Annotated in this window: 17 protein-coding genes; 12 read left to right on the top strand and 5 right to left on the bottom strand. The window is 59.3% G+C overall.

Going from position 1 to position 15,034, the window contains the following annotated elements; translation table 11 throughout:
• Positions 1-3 precede the first annotated feature (3 nt).
• From purC to QD357_RS00155, 5 genes are all read left to right on the top strand, one after another.
• On the top strand, positions 4-768 hold the full coding sequence (gene purC, locus QD357_RS00175; protein WP_015340039.1) for a phosphoribosylaminoimidazolesuccinocarboxamide synthase: 765 nt from the start codon (positions 4-6) through the stop codon (positions 766-768).
• A gap of 17 nt (positions 769-785) precedes the next feature.
• A complete protein-coding gene (gene purS / locus QD357_RS00170; RefSeq protein WP_107108189.1) occupies positions 786-1,028 on the top strand; it encodes a phosphoribosylformylglycinamidine synthase subunit PurS in 243 nt (80 codons plus the stop codon).
• A gap of 104 nt (positions 1,029-1,132) precedes the next feature.
• A complete protein-coding gene (gene purQ / locus QD357_RS00165) occupies positions 1,133-1,804 on the top strand; it encodes a phosphoribosylformylglycinamidine synthase subunit PurQ (protein WP_107108190.1) in 672 nt (223 codons plus the stop codon).
• A gap of 128 nt (positions 1,805-1,932) precedes the next feature.
• Entirely contained in the window at positions 1,933-2,337 is a 405-nt protein-coding gene (locus QD357_RS00160) for a hypothetical protein (protein WP_107108191.1), read from the top strand.
• Positions 2,338-2,404: 67 nt separating this feature from the next.
• Positions 2,405-2,938: an AAA family ATPase gene (locus QD357_RS00155; RefSeq protein WP_107108192.1), complete on the top strand. Its 534-nt coding sequence runs from the start codon at positions 2,405-2,407 to the stop codon at positions 2,936-2,938.
• Between the two features lie 40 nt (positions 2,939-2,978).
• Here the strand turns inward: QD357_RS00155 and QD357_RS00150 are convergent, their stop codons facing one another.
• Positions 2,979-3,149 (bottom strand): DUF1127 domain-containing protein, encoded by a 171-nt coding sequence (locus tag QD357_RS00150; RefSeq protein WP_245407475.1) that lies wholly within the window; start codon positions 3,147-3,149, stop codon positions 2,979-2,981.
• 176 nt (positions 3,150-3,325) lie between these two features.
• Between QD357_RS00150 and QD357_RS00145 the strand changes: the two genes are divergently transcribed.
• From QD357_RS00145 to QD357_RS00130, 4 genes are all read left to right on the top strand, one after another.
• Positions 3,326-4,744, top strand: a complete 1,419-nt coding sequence (locus QD357_RS00145; protein ID WP_414123927.1) for a PLP-dependent aminotransferase family protein — start codon at positions 3,326-3,328, stop codon at positions 4,742-4,744.
• Between the two features lie 222 nt (positions 4,745-4,966).
• Entirely contained in the window at positions 4,967-5,524 is a 558-nt protein-coding gene (locus tag QD357_RS00140) for an acyloxyacyl hydrolase (protein ID WP_107108195.1), read from the top strand.
• 155 nt (positions 5,525-5,679) lie between these two features.
• Positions 5,680-7,911 carry a phosphoribosylformylglycinamidine synthase subunit PurL gene (gene purL, locus QD357_RS00135; RefSeq protein WP_107108196.1) on the top strand — a complete coding sequence of 744 codons (2,232 nt, stop codon included), beginning with the start codon at positions 5,680-5,682 and terminating at the stop codon, positions 7,909-7,911.
• A 17-nt stretch (positions 7,912-7,928) separates the two neighbouring features.
• The gene (locus tag QD357_RS00130; RefSeq protein ID WP_004108912.1) at positions 7,929-8,162 is read left to right on the top strand and encodes a BolA family protein; all 234 of its coding nucleotides are present in this window, start codon (positions 7,929-7,931) and stop codon (positions 8,160-8,162) included.
• Here the strand turns inward: QD357_RS00130 and QD357_RS00125 are convergent.
• Together QD357_RS00125 and QD357_RS00120 are read right to left on the bottom strand one after the other, a co-directional pair.
• The gene (locus tag QD357_RS00125; protein WP_107108197.1) at positions 8,148-9,353 is read right to left on the bottom strand and encodes a hypothetical protein; all 1,206 of its coding nucleotides are present in this window, start codon (positions 9,351-9,353) and stop codon (positions 8,148-8,150) included. The two genes, QD357_RS00130 and QD357_RS00125, sit on opposite strands and share 15 nt — an antisense overlap.
• Positions 9,354-9,480: 127 nt before the next feature.
• On the bottom strand, positions 9,481-9,780 hold the full coding sequence (locus QD357_RS00120; protein ID WP_107108198.1) for a hypothetical protein: 300 nt from the start codon (positions 9,778-9,780) through the stop codon (positions 9,481-9,483).
• Between the two features lie 375 nt (positions 9,781-10,155).
• Here QD357_RS00120 and grxD point away from each other — a divergent pair, with 375 nt between their 5' ends.
• The 3 genes from grxD to QD357_RS00105 all read left to right on the top strand — a co-directional run bounded on the left by grxD (position 10,156) and on the right by QD357_RS00105 (position 13,158).
• The gene (gene grxD, locus QD357_RS00115) at positions 10,156-10,491 is read left to right on the top strand and encodes a Grx4 family monothiol glutaredoxin (protein ID WP_107108199.1); all 336 of its coding nucleotides are present in this window, start codon (positions 10,156-10,158) and stop codon (positions 10,489-10,491) included.
• 140 nt (positions 10,492-10,631) lie between these two features.
• Positions 10,632-11,864, top strand: coding sequence for a multidrug effflux MFS transporter (locus QD357_RS00110; protein WP_107108200.1), 1,233 nt, complete (start codon positions 10,632-10,634; stop codon positions 11,862-11,864).
• Between the two features lie 13 nt (positions 11,865-11,877).
• Positions 11,878-13,158, top strand: coding sequence for a multidrug effflux MFS transporter (locus tag QD357_RS00105; protein ID WP_414123926.1), 1,281 nt, complete (start codon positions 11,878-11,880; stop codon positions 13,156-13,158).
• A gap of 22 nt (positions 13,159-13,180) precedes the next feature.
• Here the strand turns inward: QD357_RS00105 and QD357_RS00100 are convergent, their stop codons facing one another.
• Positions 13,181-14,101 (bottom strand): adenylate/guanylate cyclase domain-containing protein, encoded by a 921-nt coding sequence (locus QD357_RS00100; RefSeq protein ID WP_107108202.1) that lies wholly within the window; start codon positions 14,099-14,101, stop codon positions 13,181-13,183.
• 99 nt (positions 14,102-14,200) lie between these two features.
• Positions 14,201-15,025 (bottom strand): inositol monophosphatase family protein, encoded by an 825-nt coding sequence (locus QD357_RS00095; protein ID WP_107108203.1) that lies wholly within the window; start codon positions 15,023-15,025, stop codon positions 14,201-14,203.
• Positions 15,026-15,034 lie beyond the last annotated feature (9 nt).

The following is a 15,034-nucleotide window of genomic DNA, read 5'->3' as shown; positions in this document are numbered from 1 at the left end:
CCGATGAACCGTCGCCGCCGTATTTACGAGGGCAAGGCCAAGATCCTTTACGAAGGGCCTGAGCCGGGCACGCTGATCCAGTTTTTCAAGGATGATGCTACCGCCTTCAACAAAAAGAAACACGAAGTCATCGATGGCAAAGGCGTTCTGAACAATCGTATTTGCGAATATATTTTCAGCCATCTGAACAAAATCGGCATTCCCACGCACTTCATCCGCCGCCTCAACATGCGCGAGCAGTTGATCAAGGAAGTGGAGATGATCCCGCTCGAGATCGTCGTGCGCAATGTTGCCGCCGGCTCGCTCGCCAAGCGCCTCGGTATCGAAGAAGGCGTCGTGCTGCCGCGCTCGATCATCGAGTTCTACTACAAGTCCGACGCGCTCGAAGACCCGATGGTCTCGGAGGAGCATATCACTGCTTTCGGCTGGGCCAATCCGGCCGAGCTCGACGACATCATGGCGCTTGCCATCCGCGTCAACGACTTCATGACCGGCCTCTTCCTTGGCGTCGGCATCCAGCTCGTCGATTTCAAGATCGAGTGCGGCCGCCTGTTCGAAGGCGACATGATGCGCATCATCCTTGCCGACGAAATTTCGCCGGACTCCTGCCGTCTCTGGGATATCGAAACCCACGAGAAGATGGACAAGGATCGTTTCCGCCGCGATATGGGCGGTCTGCTGGAAGCCTATTCCGAAGTCGCCCGCCGGCTCGGCATCATCAATGAAAACGAACCCGTGCGCGGCACGGGCCCGGTTCTCGTCAAGTAAGCGCAGGAAGGACTATCGTGATCAAGGCTCGTGTAACCGTCACGCTGAAAAACGGCGTTCTCGATCCGCAGGGCAAGGCAATCGAAGGCGCCCTCGGCGCCCTCGGCTTCGACGGCGTTCATCAGGTTCGTCAAGGCAAGGTTTTCGACCTGGAGCTTGACGGCACCGACAAGGCCAAGGCCGAAGTCGAGCTGAAAGCCATGTGCGAAAAGCTCCTCGCCAATACCGTGATCGAGAACTTCAGCATTTCGATCGACTGATCGCCCTCCTTCGTGAGCCATTCTTTCTTTGCAACAGGCAAAGGAGTATGGCTTGACGGAGCATATTCCAGCGATCGCCACTCGCCTCTCTCGGGAACAGCATCATGAAATCAGCAGTCGTCCAACTCCCCGGCCTCAATCGCGATCGTGACATGATCGCGGCGCTGACCAAGATTTCCGGCAATGCGCCTATCACGGTCTGGCAGACAGAGACCGAGGTCCCGGACGTCGACCTGATCGTCATTCCCGGCGGCTTTTCCTATGGCGATTATCTGCGCTGCGGCGCGATCGCAGCCCGCATGCCGGTTATGCAGGCGATCAAGGAGAAGGCCGACAAGGGCGTCAAGGTTCTGGGCGTCTGCAACGGTTTCCAGATCCTTTTGGAAGCCGGCATGTTGCCCGGCGCTCTGATGCGCAATGCGTCGCTGAAATTCGTCTGCCGCGAGATCAAGCTCGAGGTCGTCAATGCCGAAACGGATTTCAGCCGCGCCTATGCCAAGGGGCAGGTGATCCGCTGCCCGGTCGCCCATCATGACGGCAATTTTTTTGCCGACGCGGAAACGCTGGCGACGATCGAGGGCAATGGTCAGGTGGTGTTCCGCTACGCCGAAGGCACCAATCCGAACGGCTCTATCAACGATATCGCCGGTATCATCAACGCCAAGGGCAATGTGCTTGGCATGATGCCTCATCCGGAGAACCTGATCGAAGCGGCCCATGGCGGCGCCGACGGCCGCGGTCTCTTCGCTTCCGCTCTCGACGTGATCGCTGCCTGATAAGCAGCATCGAAACCATAAAATCGGCGTCTTTGCATAAAACAGCAGGGCGCCGGAACGCCATTTGGCCGCCTCCGGCAGAACAGCCTTAATTCATTGGCCCTAACTGCTTTATTGGAAAGAGATTGATGCGCCCTCGCCTCCTGACAGGATTTTACTCCGCCGCTGCCATCGCGACGCTTGGGCTGCTGGTGACCTCGTGCGGTCCGCGTCCGCCGAGCATCAGCGCAACCGATCACAGCGCTCTGTCGACGATGGAGCGCGTCATGGTCAACGCCAATGCCTGCTGGTTCAAATCGGCTGATCCGGCCTTCGCAGGTTATCAGCTTGCTCCCGAGCTTAACTCCTATACGGGTCGCCCGCGCATTCTCGTGGTTGATAAGAAACATCCGACCGGCCGGCCGTCTCTCGTCGTTCAGGCGGAAGGCAGCCCGGCGCAGTTGCAGGCCTTCGGCCCGATGATGTCAGGCGCCTCCGGCGGCCGCATCACGGGTGACGTCAACCGCTGGGCCGCAGGCACGAAGGGCTGCTAAAGCCTAGCCCAAATCGCCCGATATCCTGGGCAAACGTGGCTGGCCCGCAAGTTCGGGGATCGCTGTCTTGGATCGATTTGTCATCATTTCCGGATGTTCGGGCGGAGGCAAGTCGACGCTGCTTGAGGAGCTTAGGCGCCGCGGCCACCAAGTCGTAGAAGAACCGGGACGTCGGATCGTCATCGAGGAATTGGAACGCGGCGGTTCGGCCCTGCCTTGGCTTGATGCACCCGCATTTGCCCGCCGGGCCGTGGGGATGTCGATATCAGATCGTTCCTCCGCAGCCTCGGCTCCCGGCCTGGTATTCTTCGACAGAGGTTTGATCGATGCTGCTGCCGCTCTTCACCATCTGACTGGCGAAGCCGACCTGGCCGTACTGGGACAATCCCATCGCTACAACAGACATGTCTTCCTGACGCCGCCATGGCCGGAAATATATGTCGCGGACCGCGAGCGAAGGCATGATCTCTCAGCAGCCATCGCGGAATACGATAGGCTGAGCTCGATCTATCCTTCGCTCGGCTATGAAGTTCACATCTTGCCGAAGGTGTCTATCGAGAAGCGTGCGAACATCGTGCTTTCCGTGTTGGATGGCGCCTAGCCGTCGTGCGGCTTGACCTCGTCGCTCGTCGCCGCGCCGTTCAGTCCCAGAAAAACGATTTGCTCACCTCGGTCATCGCTTCCCGGCGGGTCAGGCCGATGTCGCGCAATTCGTCGTCCGTTAGATAGCGCAAAGTCCCGCGCGTTTCCCGTTTCTGCAGCCAAGCTGCAAAACTTTCAAAAAGGCGACGCGCCAAGCGCGAGATCGGCATGAAGGTGCGCGGAGTCTCCCCGCCGCCAACTATGGTAGTCTTACCGAGGTGAATTGTCTCTATTGTATCCATTTCCTGCTCGCTTGATCGTGACAATCGAAATGTATCGAGCCAAACGACACGAATTGACTCATAATATTGACTCTATTCGCGAAGCAATCTAGGAAATTGTCATTATGACAAATTGGCTGCCTGACATATCCAGCGGAACCGGCCCGGTTTACATTCGCGTCGCCGATAGCATCGAGAATGCGATCACCCACGGCGTGCTGCCGCCGGGCACGAAGCTGCCGCCACAACGCAATCTCGCCTACGATATCGGGGTGACGATCGGCACGGTCAGTCGCGCCTATGCGCTCGTACATGAGCGCGGCCTTGTGGCCGGTGAAGTCGGGCGTGGCACCTATGTGCTGGAGCGCGCCAACGGCAAGCAGATCGAACCCATCGACCCGATTACGCAGGCGCTTGCCGGCACCCGCGGTCTCGAGATCCCCGGCGACAAGATCCGTTTCGATACGACGGCAGCCCCCGATATCGGCCAAGGCGAGATCATCGGCCAGCTCTTTGCCGATATCAGCCGCGATCATCGGGCGGAGATTTCCTCTTATTCACGAAACTTCCCGGCGAACTGGTTTCGCGCCGGCCAGGTCTGGCTTGCCCGCAATGGCTGGCAGCCGGCGATCGAAACGGTCGTGCCGACACTCGGCGCTCACGCCGCCGCCATCGCCGTCATCTCTGCGGTCACCTCGCCGGGCGACAAGATCGTTTTCGAGAACCTGACCTATACGCAAGTCAGCCGCGCTACCCGTCTTCTCGGCCGCCGCTCCATCCTGGTGGACTCCGATGAGCACGGCATTATCCCCGACGATTTCGAACGGCTTTGTCAGCAGCAGCATCCGCGCCTGGCCTTCCTGATGCCGACGGCGCACAATCCGACGCTGGTGACCATGCCGGAGGCGCGGCGCCGGGCAATCGCCGCCATAGCGCGCCGCCATAGCGTCTGGCTGATTGAAGACGATCTCTATGGGGGCATGACTGAAGATCCTAACCCGCTGATGGCGGACATTGCGCCGGAGCGCACGTTCCTCGTCAGTGGCCTGTCAAAATCGGTGACCGCCGGCGTGCGCGGCGGCTGGGTCGCCTGCCCGCAGCATTTCGCCCAACGCATCAAGGTCACCCATAAGATGACGACCGGCGGCCTGCCCTTCATCCTGGCTGAAACCTGTGCCCGGCTGGTGCTGAGCGGCCACGCGATGGCATTGCGGCGGCAGGCGGTCGAGGAAATTCGCGTTCGTGAGCAATTGGCGCGGGAAACACTGTCGGGCTTCGAATTCACCTCGCATCCGCATGTGCCGTTCCTGTGGCTGAAGCTGCCGGAACCCTGGCTTTCGGGTACGTTCAAGAATGCCGCCCTTGCCGAGGGCGTCCTCGTCGACGACGAGGACGAGTTCAAGGCCGCCCGCACGGACAAGACCTATCACCGCGTTCGCGTCGCCTTTTCGTCACCACAACGCCGCGACGAGGTCGCAAGCGGGTTCATGACGTTACGTCATCTGCTGGAAAACGGGTCCGCGAGCTACGACAGCCACATATGATGGCTACCGGCCATCTCGGCCATTTATGACGTCACTGTTGCAGTTTCGCTGCAGTTTTTGCGAAATGCACTGTCATATATTTTGGCCTACTTTACCCCGACCTTAAGGATGTTACCACTTGGTTAACGACTGCGAATCGCTTGCCATCTGGGGGTTGGGTGCATGGCTTTTGACGCTATTTCTGGTAGCCGTTTTTGGACGTGTGCGATCACCTCTTTGGTAATGTTTGGTTCGGTTCTTATCGCTGAATCTGCTGCCGCCGCGGACATTGCGGACACAAAAGCAGCGACGGGCACCAAAATATTCGATGAGCTTCGCTTCGGCGCCAGCGGCTCCATCCAGACTGGACATGACCACGAAGCCGGCGTCTTTCCGGAAGTCGAAGTGCTGTTCAATCCCTTCGGCTATGATCCGACAGACGGTTGGAAAGATCAACTTCTGCGCCCGCGCATTCACCTGGGCACCTCGATCGGCACCACGGATACCGCAGCGACGCAAGTCTTTACCGGCCTTTCTTGGACACTTACCCACAGTAACGGCATCTTCACGGAAGCCGGTTTCGGCGGCACCGTGCACACCGGCAATCTCGACGATTGGACCAAAGACGGCCCGATGCTCGGCTGTCGTCTGCTTTTCCACGAATATGCAGGGGTCGGCTACAATTTCGACAATCATTGGAGCCTCATGGCGCAAGTGGCGCATTCTTCGCATGCCAATCTCTGCGATGGGCCGAATGCCGGCATGACGCGAGCCGGGCTGCTGGTGGGCTACAAGTTCTGATCGCCAGGCAGCAATTGAAAATAGCGATGCCCGCTCTTCACCCATTGTGAATGGCGGGCATTTTCCTGTCGCACGACGGGTTCACATGCGCTAAAGAGACCTCGATCCCCTGACCGGCCTTCAAACCCTTTACAGGCAAGGACCATCGAGCGCCCATGACCATTTCCAATTCGATCCAGATCACCCCCGAACTGATTGCCGCCCACGGCCTGAAGCCGGATGAATATCAGCGCATTCTGGATCTGATCGGCCGCGAGCCTTCCTTTACCGAACTCGGCATCTTCTCGGCCATGTGGAACGAGCACTGCTCGTATAAATCCTCGAAGAAATGGCTTCGCACCTTGCCGACCACGGGTCCGCGCGTCATTCAAGGCCCTGGCGAAAATGCCGGCGTAGTCGACATCGATGACGGCGACTGCGTCGTCTTCAAGATGGAGAGCCACAACCATCCCTCCTATATCGAGCCCTATCAGGGTGCTGCGACCGGCGTCGGCGGCATTCTGCGCGACGTCTTCACCATGGGCGCGCGCCCGATTGCGGCGATGAACGCTCTGCGCTTCGGTGAGCCGGATCATCCGAAAACCCGTCACCTCGTCTCCGGCGTTGTCGCTGGCGTCGGCGGCTACGGCAACTCCTTCGGCGTGCCGACCGTTGGCGGCGAAGTCGAATTCGACGCGCGCTACAACGGCAACATTCTGGTCAACGCCTTTGCTGCTGGCCTTGCGAAGTCCAATGCCATATTCTTGTCTGAAGCCAAAGGCGTCGGCCTGCCGGTCGTCTATCTCGGCGCCAAGACCGGCCGCGACGGCGTCGGTGGCGCGACGATGGCATCGGCCGAATTCGATGAATCGATCGAAGAGAAGCGCCCGACCGTTCAGGTTGGCGACCCCTTCACCGAAAAGTGCCTGCTGGAGGCCTGCCTGGAGCTGATGCAGACGGGCGCTGTAATCGCCATCCAGGATATGGGTGCGGCCGGCCTCACCTGCTCGGCTGTCGAAATGGGCGCCAAGGGCGACCTCGGCATCGAGCTCGATCTCGACAAGGTGCCGGTGCGCGAAGAGCACATGACGGCCTATGAGATGATGCTGTCGGAAAGCCAGGAGCGCATGCTCATGGTGTTGCAGCCGGAAAAGGAAGCCGTCGCCAAGGCGATCTTCGTCAAATGGGGCCTGGATTTCGCCATCGTCGGCAAGACGACGGACGATCTGCGTTTCCGCGTTATCCATCAGGGCGAGGAAGTCGCCAATTTGCCGATCAAGGATCTTGGCGACCAGGCACCGGAATATGATCGCCCATGGCGCGAATCCGACAAGCGTGCCGACCTCCCTGCCAATCTCGTCGCCGCCCCTGAGGATTACGGCCAGGCGCTGTTGACGCTCGTCGGTTCGCCCAATCAATCCAGCCGCCGCTGGGTTTACGAACAATACGACACGCTGATCCAGGGCAATTCCCTGCAGATTCCGGGCGGTGACGCCGGCGTCGTTCGCGTCGAAGGCCATCCCACCAAGGCACTCGCCTTTTCCTCGGACGTGACGCCGCGCTATGTCGAAGCCGATCCGTTCGAAGGTGGCAAGCAGGCCGTCGCCGAGTGCTGGCGCAACATCACGGCGACGGGCGCCGAGCCGCTGGCCGCGACCGACAACCTGAACTTCGGCAATCCGGAAAAGCCGGAGATCATGGGCCAGTTCGTCGGCGCCATCAAAGGCATCGGCGAAGCCTGCCGGGCGCTGGACTTCCCGATCGTCTCGGGCAATGTCTCGCTTTATAACGAGACCAACGGCGTTGCGATCCTCCCGACGCCGACGATCGCCGGTGTCGGGCTTCTGCCGGATTGGAAGGCGATGACGCGTATCGGCTCGGCTTCGGAAGGCGACCGGATCATCATGTTCGGCGTAGACGGCAGCCATCTCGGCTCCTCGGTCTACCTGCGCGATATCCTCGGCTCAACGGACGGCCCCGCCCCGGAAGTCGATCTCTTTGCAGAGCGTCGTAACGGCGATTTCGTCCGTTCGGCTATCCGCAACGGTCAGATCAACGCCTGCCACGACATTTCCTCGGGCGGCCTTGCGGTGGCGCTCGCCGAAATGGCAATGGCGTCGGACAAGGGATTGCACATCGATCTCGCTGAATCCAAGGGCCTGCCCCATGCCATCCTCTTCGGCGAGGACCAGGCGCGCTATGTCGTGGCCGTGCCTGCCGACGTCGCCGATTTCGTCTGCATCAATGCGGAAAGCGCTGGCGTGCCGTTCCGTCGCCTTGGCACGGTTGAGGGCGATAAGCTTGCCGTCGAGGGACTGCTATCCGTTTCCGTTGAGCAGTTGCGCGAGGCGCATGAATCGTGGTTTCCTGCCTTCATGGATGGCAGTGCACTCGCCGCTGCCGAATGAAGTGAGGTAAATCACTAATGCCAATGAATCCCGGCGATATTGAAGACATGATCAAGGCCGGCATTCCCGGCGCCAAGGTGACGATTCGCGACCTGGCCGGGGATGGCGACCACTATGCGGCCGAAGTCGTGGCCGAAGCCTTCCGCGGCAAGAGCCGCGTGCAGCAACACCAGATGGTCTATGACGCGCTTAAGGGAAATATGGGCGGCGTGCTGCACGCCCTGGCGCTACAGACCTCAGCGCCCGACTGAGGAAAGCCGGGCGTTTTCGTTGTCATTGCCAGCTCCGAAAGTCCGATCTGGCATATTGGCCTGGGTGAATGTTGCAAAGCTCGAAGCCGGCAGCGGGCTGGCCGTCAAAAGCGTGAAATCGAAGGGAGCTCGGACATCCGGTCCGAGCACATATTGCCTGTGCACGCGCAGGAAATCCCGCCTGATCTTGGCGTAGTGCTGCGACGTCAGCATCTTCTTGAAGCGAACGAATATGATCGTGGGCTGCAGCCCTCCCGCATGTCCGCAAACAGTGGCAACCTTCGCCTTGTAGAAATGGATTGCATCGGTCAGGCAATGGACGTCGAGCCAAAAGATATCCTGGCAGCGGGCCAGCAGACCAACACGCGAGCGCAGCACTGCGGCGGGCCGCAGCAATGCACATTGCAGGATAGCGCTGCCGAGCGTCGTGAACACAACGCGCTTGCCTTGAAACAGCTCAGGTTCCCGTTCGAGCAGTAGTCCGATCACATGGGCTGCAACGCTGGAGCCCATGCTGTGCGATGAAATCACATATTCGTCGGCCGGTTCGTCAAGTGCCTGACGGGCGCTGATGGCGCAGGCTTCAATCCACTGCTCGGCGCCAATACCGTTCAATCCCGCCATAGCGACGGCCATTTCCCAGTCGGCAAAGAGGTGCAGCGTATGCAGCTTCTCGGCCTGCGGCAGGAAGACATAGAGGAAGAAGGCCACCGCCAAGGGGATGCTGCCGATATGGCTCCAGGAGGGAAGGCCGAACGCAAAGGGTGCGAGAGCGATGGACAGGCTGGTAAGCAGCCCGACCAGCATCAGCAAAAACGGAAAGATGAAGAACAGGCCGAAGCGCCAGGCATGCCGAAAATACCCTGTTAAACCGCCTGACAACGCGACCTTGGCCGCGGCCAGATAACCCTGCCCCATCCGCACGGAAAAAGGCCTGCCATTCAGCCTGGCGACTAGATCGTTATGATCGAGGATATGAATGCGGCTCTCGGTTTGCCAGTCCGCGCCCTTGGTATTGACGTCGAAATACGGCGCCCTTCCGAAATTTCGAAGTGTGTCGACAGCTACCGAAAAATCCCATGCAGCGGCACTTTGTTTGGCGGAGCGCTCGTAACGCGCCCTATGCGCCGCTGCATCCAATGGTTCAAAACCGGGGAAGTGAAGGACCACCCTCTTCTTTATACTATTCATTTTGTTCTTAATTCCCGGCGGGTTACATAGGATGCTGTCAACACCATGACCTGTCGGCTTTTTCATGGCAGTCTATCGTGAAAGCTGTGCGGGAGGTTCCCACGATATGGTTAAGGAATCTCCGATATCAGCAATCTCTTCCGGCATAGGGCGAGAGGTCGGAGCAGGAATCGCTCGACGGAGCAGTCATGACCTTCTGAATGGTCGCAGCCTGGGCCTGCTGCGTTGGCGTTGTGGACCCGTGATAACCGAAAGCGAAGCTGAGAACCAAGACGATGATGCTGACGGAGATGGCGCTGTTCAGCATCGATGCTCTGGGGGGACGAACATGCTCGTAATACTCCCGTTCGCCTTCACTCGTTTCACTGGCGCCATAAAATTCGCGCTCTTCGCCGACCTGGCCGTCGGAATAGTGATGATGGCTCATGGTGCCCACTCCCTCAAAAATGCATGTCAAAAAAAGGGACTGGTATCCGTCACGCCGCCTTCGTCGGCATGAATCAACATTTCCCACCCCCGGCAAAAATAGGCCCGCGGCACGATACTAAGCGTCCCTTGTTTCTTGCTATGTGTGTTGTTCAGCTTCCACGTTGAAGGTGCGATTTCAAAACGCACTGTTCAAAAAAAGTCGCTAATTCCCGAGTTGCGCCATTATTCGGAACCATTGTTGCGCGAAAGCCCATTCATGCGATGAAAAACATCGCGGGTGCATGATTGCGGCTGGAAATCGAACCTTCACCTTGCTATTTAAGGATAAGATTTGAAGCTGCGGACCTTGAACCCGCATGTGAAAGGACGAGACATGAGCGGCATTAACGAATTCATCGACAACGAAGTGAAGAGCAACGACGTCGTTCTCTTCATGAAGGGTACTCCGCAGTTCCCGCAGTGTGGTTTCTCGGGCCAGGTGGTCCAGATCCTCGACTATATCGGTGTCGACTATAAGGGCATCAATGTTCTGGCCGATTCGGAAATTCGCCAGGGCATCAAGGACTATTCCAATTGGCCCACCATCCCGCAGCTCTACGTGAAGGGCGAATTCATCGGCGGTTGTGACATCGTGCGCGAAATGTTCCAGGCGGGCGAGCTGCAGCAGCATCTTCAGGAAAACGGCATCAGCGTGCGCGGCGCCGCCTGACCGGTCACCGGGCACTTTCGTCCGGTTTCCATAGTCCAATTCAGTTGATAAGGCGCTGCCGCCGGGCGGCGCCTTGATATGTTTATGGGAATAAAACCGTGACGACTACATCCCAGGCTACGGCCCAGGGGCAATTGCCCATGGGTAAACGCGAGTTCATTGTGCTCGCGGCCTTCCTGATGGCGGTCAATTCGCTGGCCATCGACATCATGATCCCCGCCCTGCAGCAAATCGGCTCCAGTCTCGGCGTGGAAAACGAAAACCACCGGCAGTATGTCGTAACCGCCTATCTGATCGGTTTCGGCTCTGCGCAGCTTTTCTACGGCCCGCTATCTGACCGCTTCGGCCGCCGCGTGCCGCTGCTGATCGGCCTTGCCGTCTACATCATCTCCGCCTTCGGCATTGCGCTGATCCCGTCCTTTGCAGGCCTGCTTGCCTTGCGCTTCATCCAGGGCCTGGGCTCGGCTGCAACGCGCGTCATCACCATCTCGATCGTCCGTGACGTTTTCGGCGGCCGTCAGATGGCCGAGGTCATGTCGCTGATCATGATGGTCTTCATGATCGTACCGGTCATCGCGCCGGGAAGCGGGCAGGTCATCATGCTGATGAGCACCTGGCACATGATCTTCGTCTTCATAGGCACTATGGCGACGCTTGTCGGCATCTGGATGTATTTCCGACTGCCGGAAACGCTCAAGCCGGAGAATGTCCGCCCGCTTACCGTAAAATCGGTCATTTCCGGCTTCGGCATGGTTCTGACGAACCGCGTCGCCCTGTGCTACACGATCGCCAACACCTTCTTGTTCGGGGCGCTGTTCGGCTTCATCAATTCGGCGCAGCAGGTCTATAACGACATTTACGGGCTTGGCGTCTACACACCCCTTGCCTTCGGCGGCGTCGCGCTGTTCATGGCGCTGTCCTCCTTCATAAATTCGCAACTCGTCGGGCGCTTCGGCATGCGGCGGCTGTCGCATGCCGCTCTCATCGGCTTCGCAACCATCACCTTCCTTTGGCTAATGGTGCAGATCTATGGCCCGGCGCCGATGCCCTTCCCGCTGTTCATGATCCTCTTCGCGCTGGCCATGTTCCAGTTCGGATGGATCGGCTCGAACTTCAACTCGCTCGCCATGGAGCCATTAGGCCATGTCGCCGGCACCGCTTCTTCGGTGCTTGGTTTCATGAGCACGGTCGGCGGCGCCTCGATCGGCGCGGCGATCGGTCAGCTCTACGACGGGACGGCAACGCCGATGATCATCGGCTATTTCACGGTCTCGCTAGTCGGCATCGGCTTCGTGCTCATCGCCGAGAAGGGGCGCCTCTTTAGGCCGCAGAATGCGCCCCCGCCCTCCGACCAGTCCCTCGCCCTTCACTGACAGGCATTTTGACATGAACCCGACCCAAACAAAGCCCGCGGAGCAATCCGGCTCCGCCCGCATCGGCCTCGGCATCGTCGAATTCATCATCATCATTGCGCTGATGACGGCGAGCATCTCGATGGGCATAGACAGCATGTTGCCGGCCCTGCCGAATATCGGCCAGTCGCTGGCGGTCGCCAATCCCAATGACACGCAATTGGTCATCGGTGTCTATTTCCTCGGCTTCGGTATCTGCCAGCTATTTTTCGGCAGCCTGTCCGATGCCTATGGCCGGCGGAATATCCTCCTCGGCGGCCTCATCTTCTATACCGTAACGCTGTTTGCTGCCGCTTGGAGCGGCAGCCTTACGACGTTGCTCGTGTTGCGCTTCATCCAGGGCGTCGGGGCTGCCGCCGTTCGGATCACCACCTTGGCGATCGTCCGCGATTGCTTCGGCGGCCGCGAAATGGCGCGAGTCATGTCCTATGTCACCATCGTTTTCATGATCATGCCGATGGTCGCCCCTTCCGTCGGTCAGTTGATCGTTGCCCATTCGAACTGGCAATGGATCTTCATTGCGCTGGGTATCGCAAGCGCCGCTCTCTTCCTTATCGCGTTCTTTCGCATGAAGGAAACCTTGCCTGACAATGAGCGCCTGCCGCTCTCCATCAGTTCGGTGATGTCCGGCTTCAAAACAGTCCTGACCAACCGCGTCACCTGCGGCTACATGCTCGGTTTGACGCTCTTTACCGGCGTCATCTGCGCCTATGTGGTCTCGGTTCAGCAGGTCTTCGGCGAAGTCTATGGTCTCGGCGATTGGTTTCCGATCGCTTTTGCAGCAACGGCGGGAGGCACTGCGGTTGCTCAGTTTGCCAACGGCTATTTCGTTCGCAGCTACGGTATGCGGCGCATCTCCCATGTCGCGATGATCATCTTCACCGTTCTCGGCGCCTTCGGTTATGTCGCTGGCACGGCGGGGCTGCCGAGCTTCCTGTTCACCTATATTCTGATCTCGGTGATGTTGATGATGTTTGCGGTCATCACCACCAATTTCATGGCCATCAGTCTGGAGCCGATGGGTCATCTGGCGGGCACGGCTGCAGCAATTACCAGCTCCGTTTCCACCACCGGCGGCGTATTGCTCGGCGGCATCGTCGGTCAGATGTTCGATGGAACCGTCCAGCCGCTGATTGCCGGCTTCACGATTTTCGGGGCCTTGACGATTGTTGCCACGCTATGGGCGGAAAAGGGCAAGCTCTTTACTCATCCGGGCGACAGCCCGCAGCTTGAGCCTGGCATGGGGCATGTTTGAGCAACAGTCTCTCAACGCGGCGTCAGATGTCGCCGCGTTGGCGCTTAACCCAGCGAATGCCGGCAAGAACCGCTAGACCCAATAGCGGCCAGATCACCCAGGGTGTGCCGTGCCATGATAGAAAGTTGACACCGACGAGGCCGGCGCCGACCACCGCGAAAGTGGCAAGGCGGCGATCAAACTGCGTATTCGTCCGCGCCCAGCGAAGCCCGGCGGCCATCGTTATGCCAAGCACTGGCCACGCCGCCCAAAACTCGCCGTGCCATGTGAGAATATTGAGCGCCACCAGACCCGCAGCGATCACCGCAAGCACGCCGTAACTGCGCTCACCTCGCACAGCGGCTTCCACGATGGTCGTGGGCGTACTGGGAGCTTGTTCTCGGACGCTGCGAGGATGTGTCGGTGATGAATCCGTTTGAGATGCGCCAATCCGCACCGCATAGCTCGGTACGCCGCCGTCGATGTTCTTGACCTCCAGTTGGCCGAGAAAATCGAAGCCTACTGCCACCTTGTTACGGACCTGGTCGTAGACCGTATTCGAAATGACAATGCCGCCGGCGACTGCACATGCCTGAAGGCGGGCGGCGATGTTGACACCATCGCCATAGATGTCGTTGCCTTCGGCGATGACGTCGCCAAGGTTGAGACCGATGCGGAAGAGCATCTGCGTATCGGAGTCGCTGCTGGCATTATAGCCGGCAAGTTCGTTTTGTACGTCGATTGCCGCGCGCAAGGCCTCGACAACGCTGGGGAATTCGGCAAATACCCCGTCACCCCAGGTGTTGATCACCCGGCCGCCGTGCGCTTCGATCAGTCGCGCCATGGCGTCGCGATAGCGTTTCAGCGTCGCGAGCGTGCCTTCCTCGTCGTTCCGCATCAAGCGCGTATAGTCTTGAACGTCGGCGGAGAAGATGGTGGTCAGCTTGCGGCTCGTTTCGGTCATCTAGCTTGTCCCAGCCGGAGATCCCGCCAAACGGCGGTTGCATAGCGTGAGTGAACATAATGTTCCGCTGACGACTTTCCAAGTGGGAACACCGCTATCTCAAACGGTGAAAACCTCTCGCCTCAACACGTCCCATGATGCCCTGTCCGGTGCAATCAACAGGCCGCCCTCGACATGATGCGGCAGATAGGGCGAGCCATCGAGGCGCCTGGGGTATGCGCCCGCCTCCTCCGAGATCAGGGTGCCAGCCAAATGATCCCAAGGCATCAGCTTGTTATACATGAGATAATGGACGTGCCCGCCGGCAAAGGTGCGGTATTCATGGGCCGCGCAGCGGTAGTTGGTGAGAAAGCGAACCTTGGCGAGATTGCCCATGATCTCCGCACGCTTGCCCTTCGGCAGGTAACCGGTGGAGGCCATGCCGACCATGTCTTCCAGTGCAACCGGCGTTGCCACGGAGAGGCGCTGCGCCTCGCCATCCGGCCGTCGGAGCCAGGCCCCGCTGCCCTTTTCCGCCAGCACCCAATCGTCACCCATTGGGTCGAAGATGATGCCGGCCACTGTCTCACCCTTGGAGATCACCGAAGCCATGACGCCGAATGCGGGGATGCCGGAGGCGAAATTGAAGGTGCCGTCGACGGGATCGACGATGATGGCCAGCTCCGCCCCGGATATCTTATCGATCAGCGCGGGGTCTGCGGCAACCGACTCTTCGCCGATGAAAAGCGCGCCCGGCCAAAGCTGTTTGGCCTCCGCCTTGATCATCCGCTCGGCCTGCTCATCCGCTTCGGTCACGAGATCGGTCGCCTCGCTCTTGGCGCGGACATCGTCACTGCCGAGTCTGCGAAAACGTGGCAGAATTTCCGCCTGCGCTGCACGGCGCAAAAGCTCGGCCAGGGTCGTAATGTCAACGGGCGATGTCATGATGCAATC

The sequence above is a fragment of the Rhizobium sp. BR 317 genome, assembly GCF_047445835.1.
Taxonomy (GTDB): Bacteria; Pseudomonadota; Alphaproteobacteria; order Rhizobiales; family Rhizobiaceae; genus Rhizobium; species Rhizobium paranaense.
The sequence above is the reverse complement of the archived record's forward strand: the minus strand, read 5'-3'. Positions and strand labels throughout refer to the sequence as shown.

What these genes read in the sequence shown, in the direction of transcription:
- grxD (WP_107108199.1), top strand. Translation starts at nt 10,156, where the DNA reads ATGAGCGGCATTAACGAATTCATCGACAACGAAGTGAAGAGCAACGAC.
- QD357_RS00110 (WP_107108200.1), top strand. Translation starts at nt 10,632, where the DNA reads ATGGGTAAACGCGAGTTCATTGTGCTCGCGGCCTTCCTGATGGCGGTC.
- QD357_RS00140 (WP_107108195.1), top strand. Translation starts at nt 4,967, where the DNA reads ATGTTTGGTTCGGTTCTTATCGCTGAATCTGCTGCCGCCGCGGACATT.
- QD357_RS00100 (WP_107108202.1), bottom strand. Translation starts at nt 14,101, where the DNA reads ATGACCGAAACGAGCCGCAAGCTGACCACCATCTTCTCCGCCGACGTT.
- QD357_RS00160 (WP_107108191.1), top strand. Translation starts at nt 1,933, where the DNA reads ATGCGCCCTCGCCTCCTGACAGGATTTTACTCCGCCGCTGCCATCGCG.
- purQ (WP_107108190.1), top strand. Translation starts at nt 1,133, where the DNA reads ATGAAATCAGCAGTCGTCCAACTCCCCGGCCTCAATCGCGATCGTGAC.
- QD357_RS00120 (WP_107108198.1), bottom strand. Translation starts at nt 9,780, where the DNA reads ATGAGCCATCATCACTATTCCGACGGCCAGGTCGGCGAAGAGCGCGAA.
- QD357_RS00125 (WP_107108197.1), bottom strand. Translation starts at nt 9,353, where the DNA reads ATGAATAGTATAAAGAAGAGGGTGGTCCTTCACTTCCCCGGTTTTGAA.
- QD357_RS00105 (WP_414123926.1), top strand. Translation starts at nt 11,878, where the DNA reads ATGAACCCGACCCAAACAAAGCCCGCGGAGCAATCCGGCTCCGCCCGC.
- purL (WP_107108196.1), top strand. Translation starts at nt 5,680, where the DNA reads ATGACCATTTCCAATTCGATCCAGATCACCCCCGAACTGATTGCCGCC.
- QD357_RS00095 (WP_107108203.1), bottom strand. Translation starts at nt 15,025, where the DNA reads ATGACATCGCCCGTTGACATTACGACCCTGGCCGAGCTTTTGCGCCGT.
- QD357_RS00145 (WP_414123927.1), top strand. Translation starts at nt 3,326, where the DNA reads ATGACAAATTGGCTGCCTGACATATCCAGCGGAACCGGCCCGGTTTAC.
- purC (WP_015340039.1), top strand. Translation starts at nt 4, where the DNA reads ATGAACCGTCGCCGCCGTATTTACGAGGGCAAGGCCAAGATCCTTTAC.
- QD357_RS00130 (WP_004108912.1), top strand. Translation starts at nt 7,929, where the DNA reads ATGCCAATGAATCCCGGCGATATTGAAGACATGATCAAGGCCGGCATT.
- QD357_RS00150 (WP_245407475.1), bottom strand. Translation starts at nt 3,149, where the DNA reads ATGCCGATCTCGCGCTTGGCGCGTCGCCTTTTTGAAAGTTTTGCAGCT.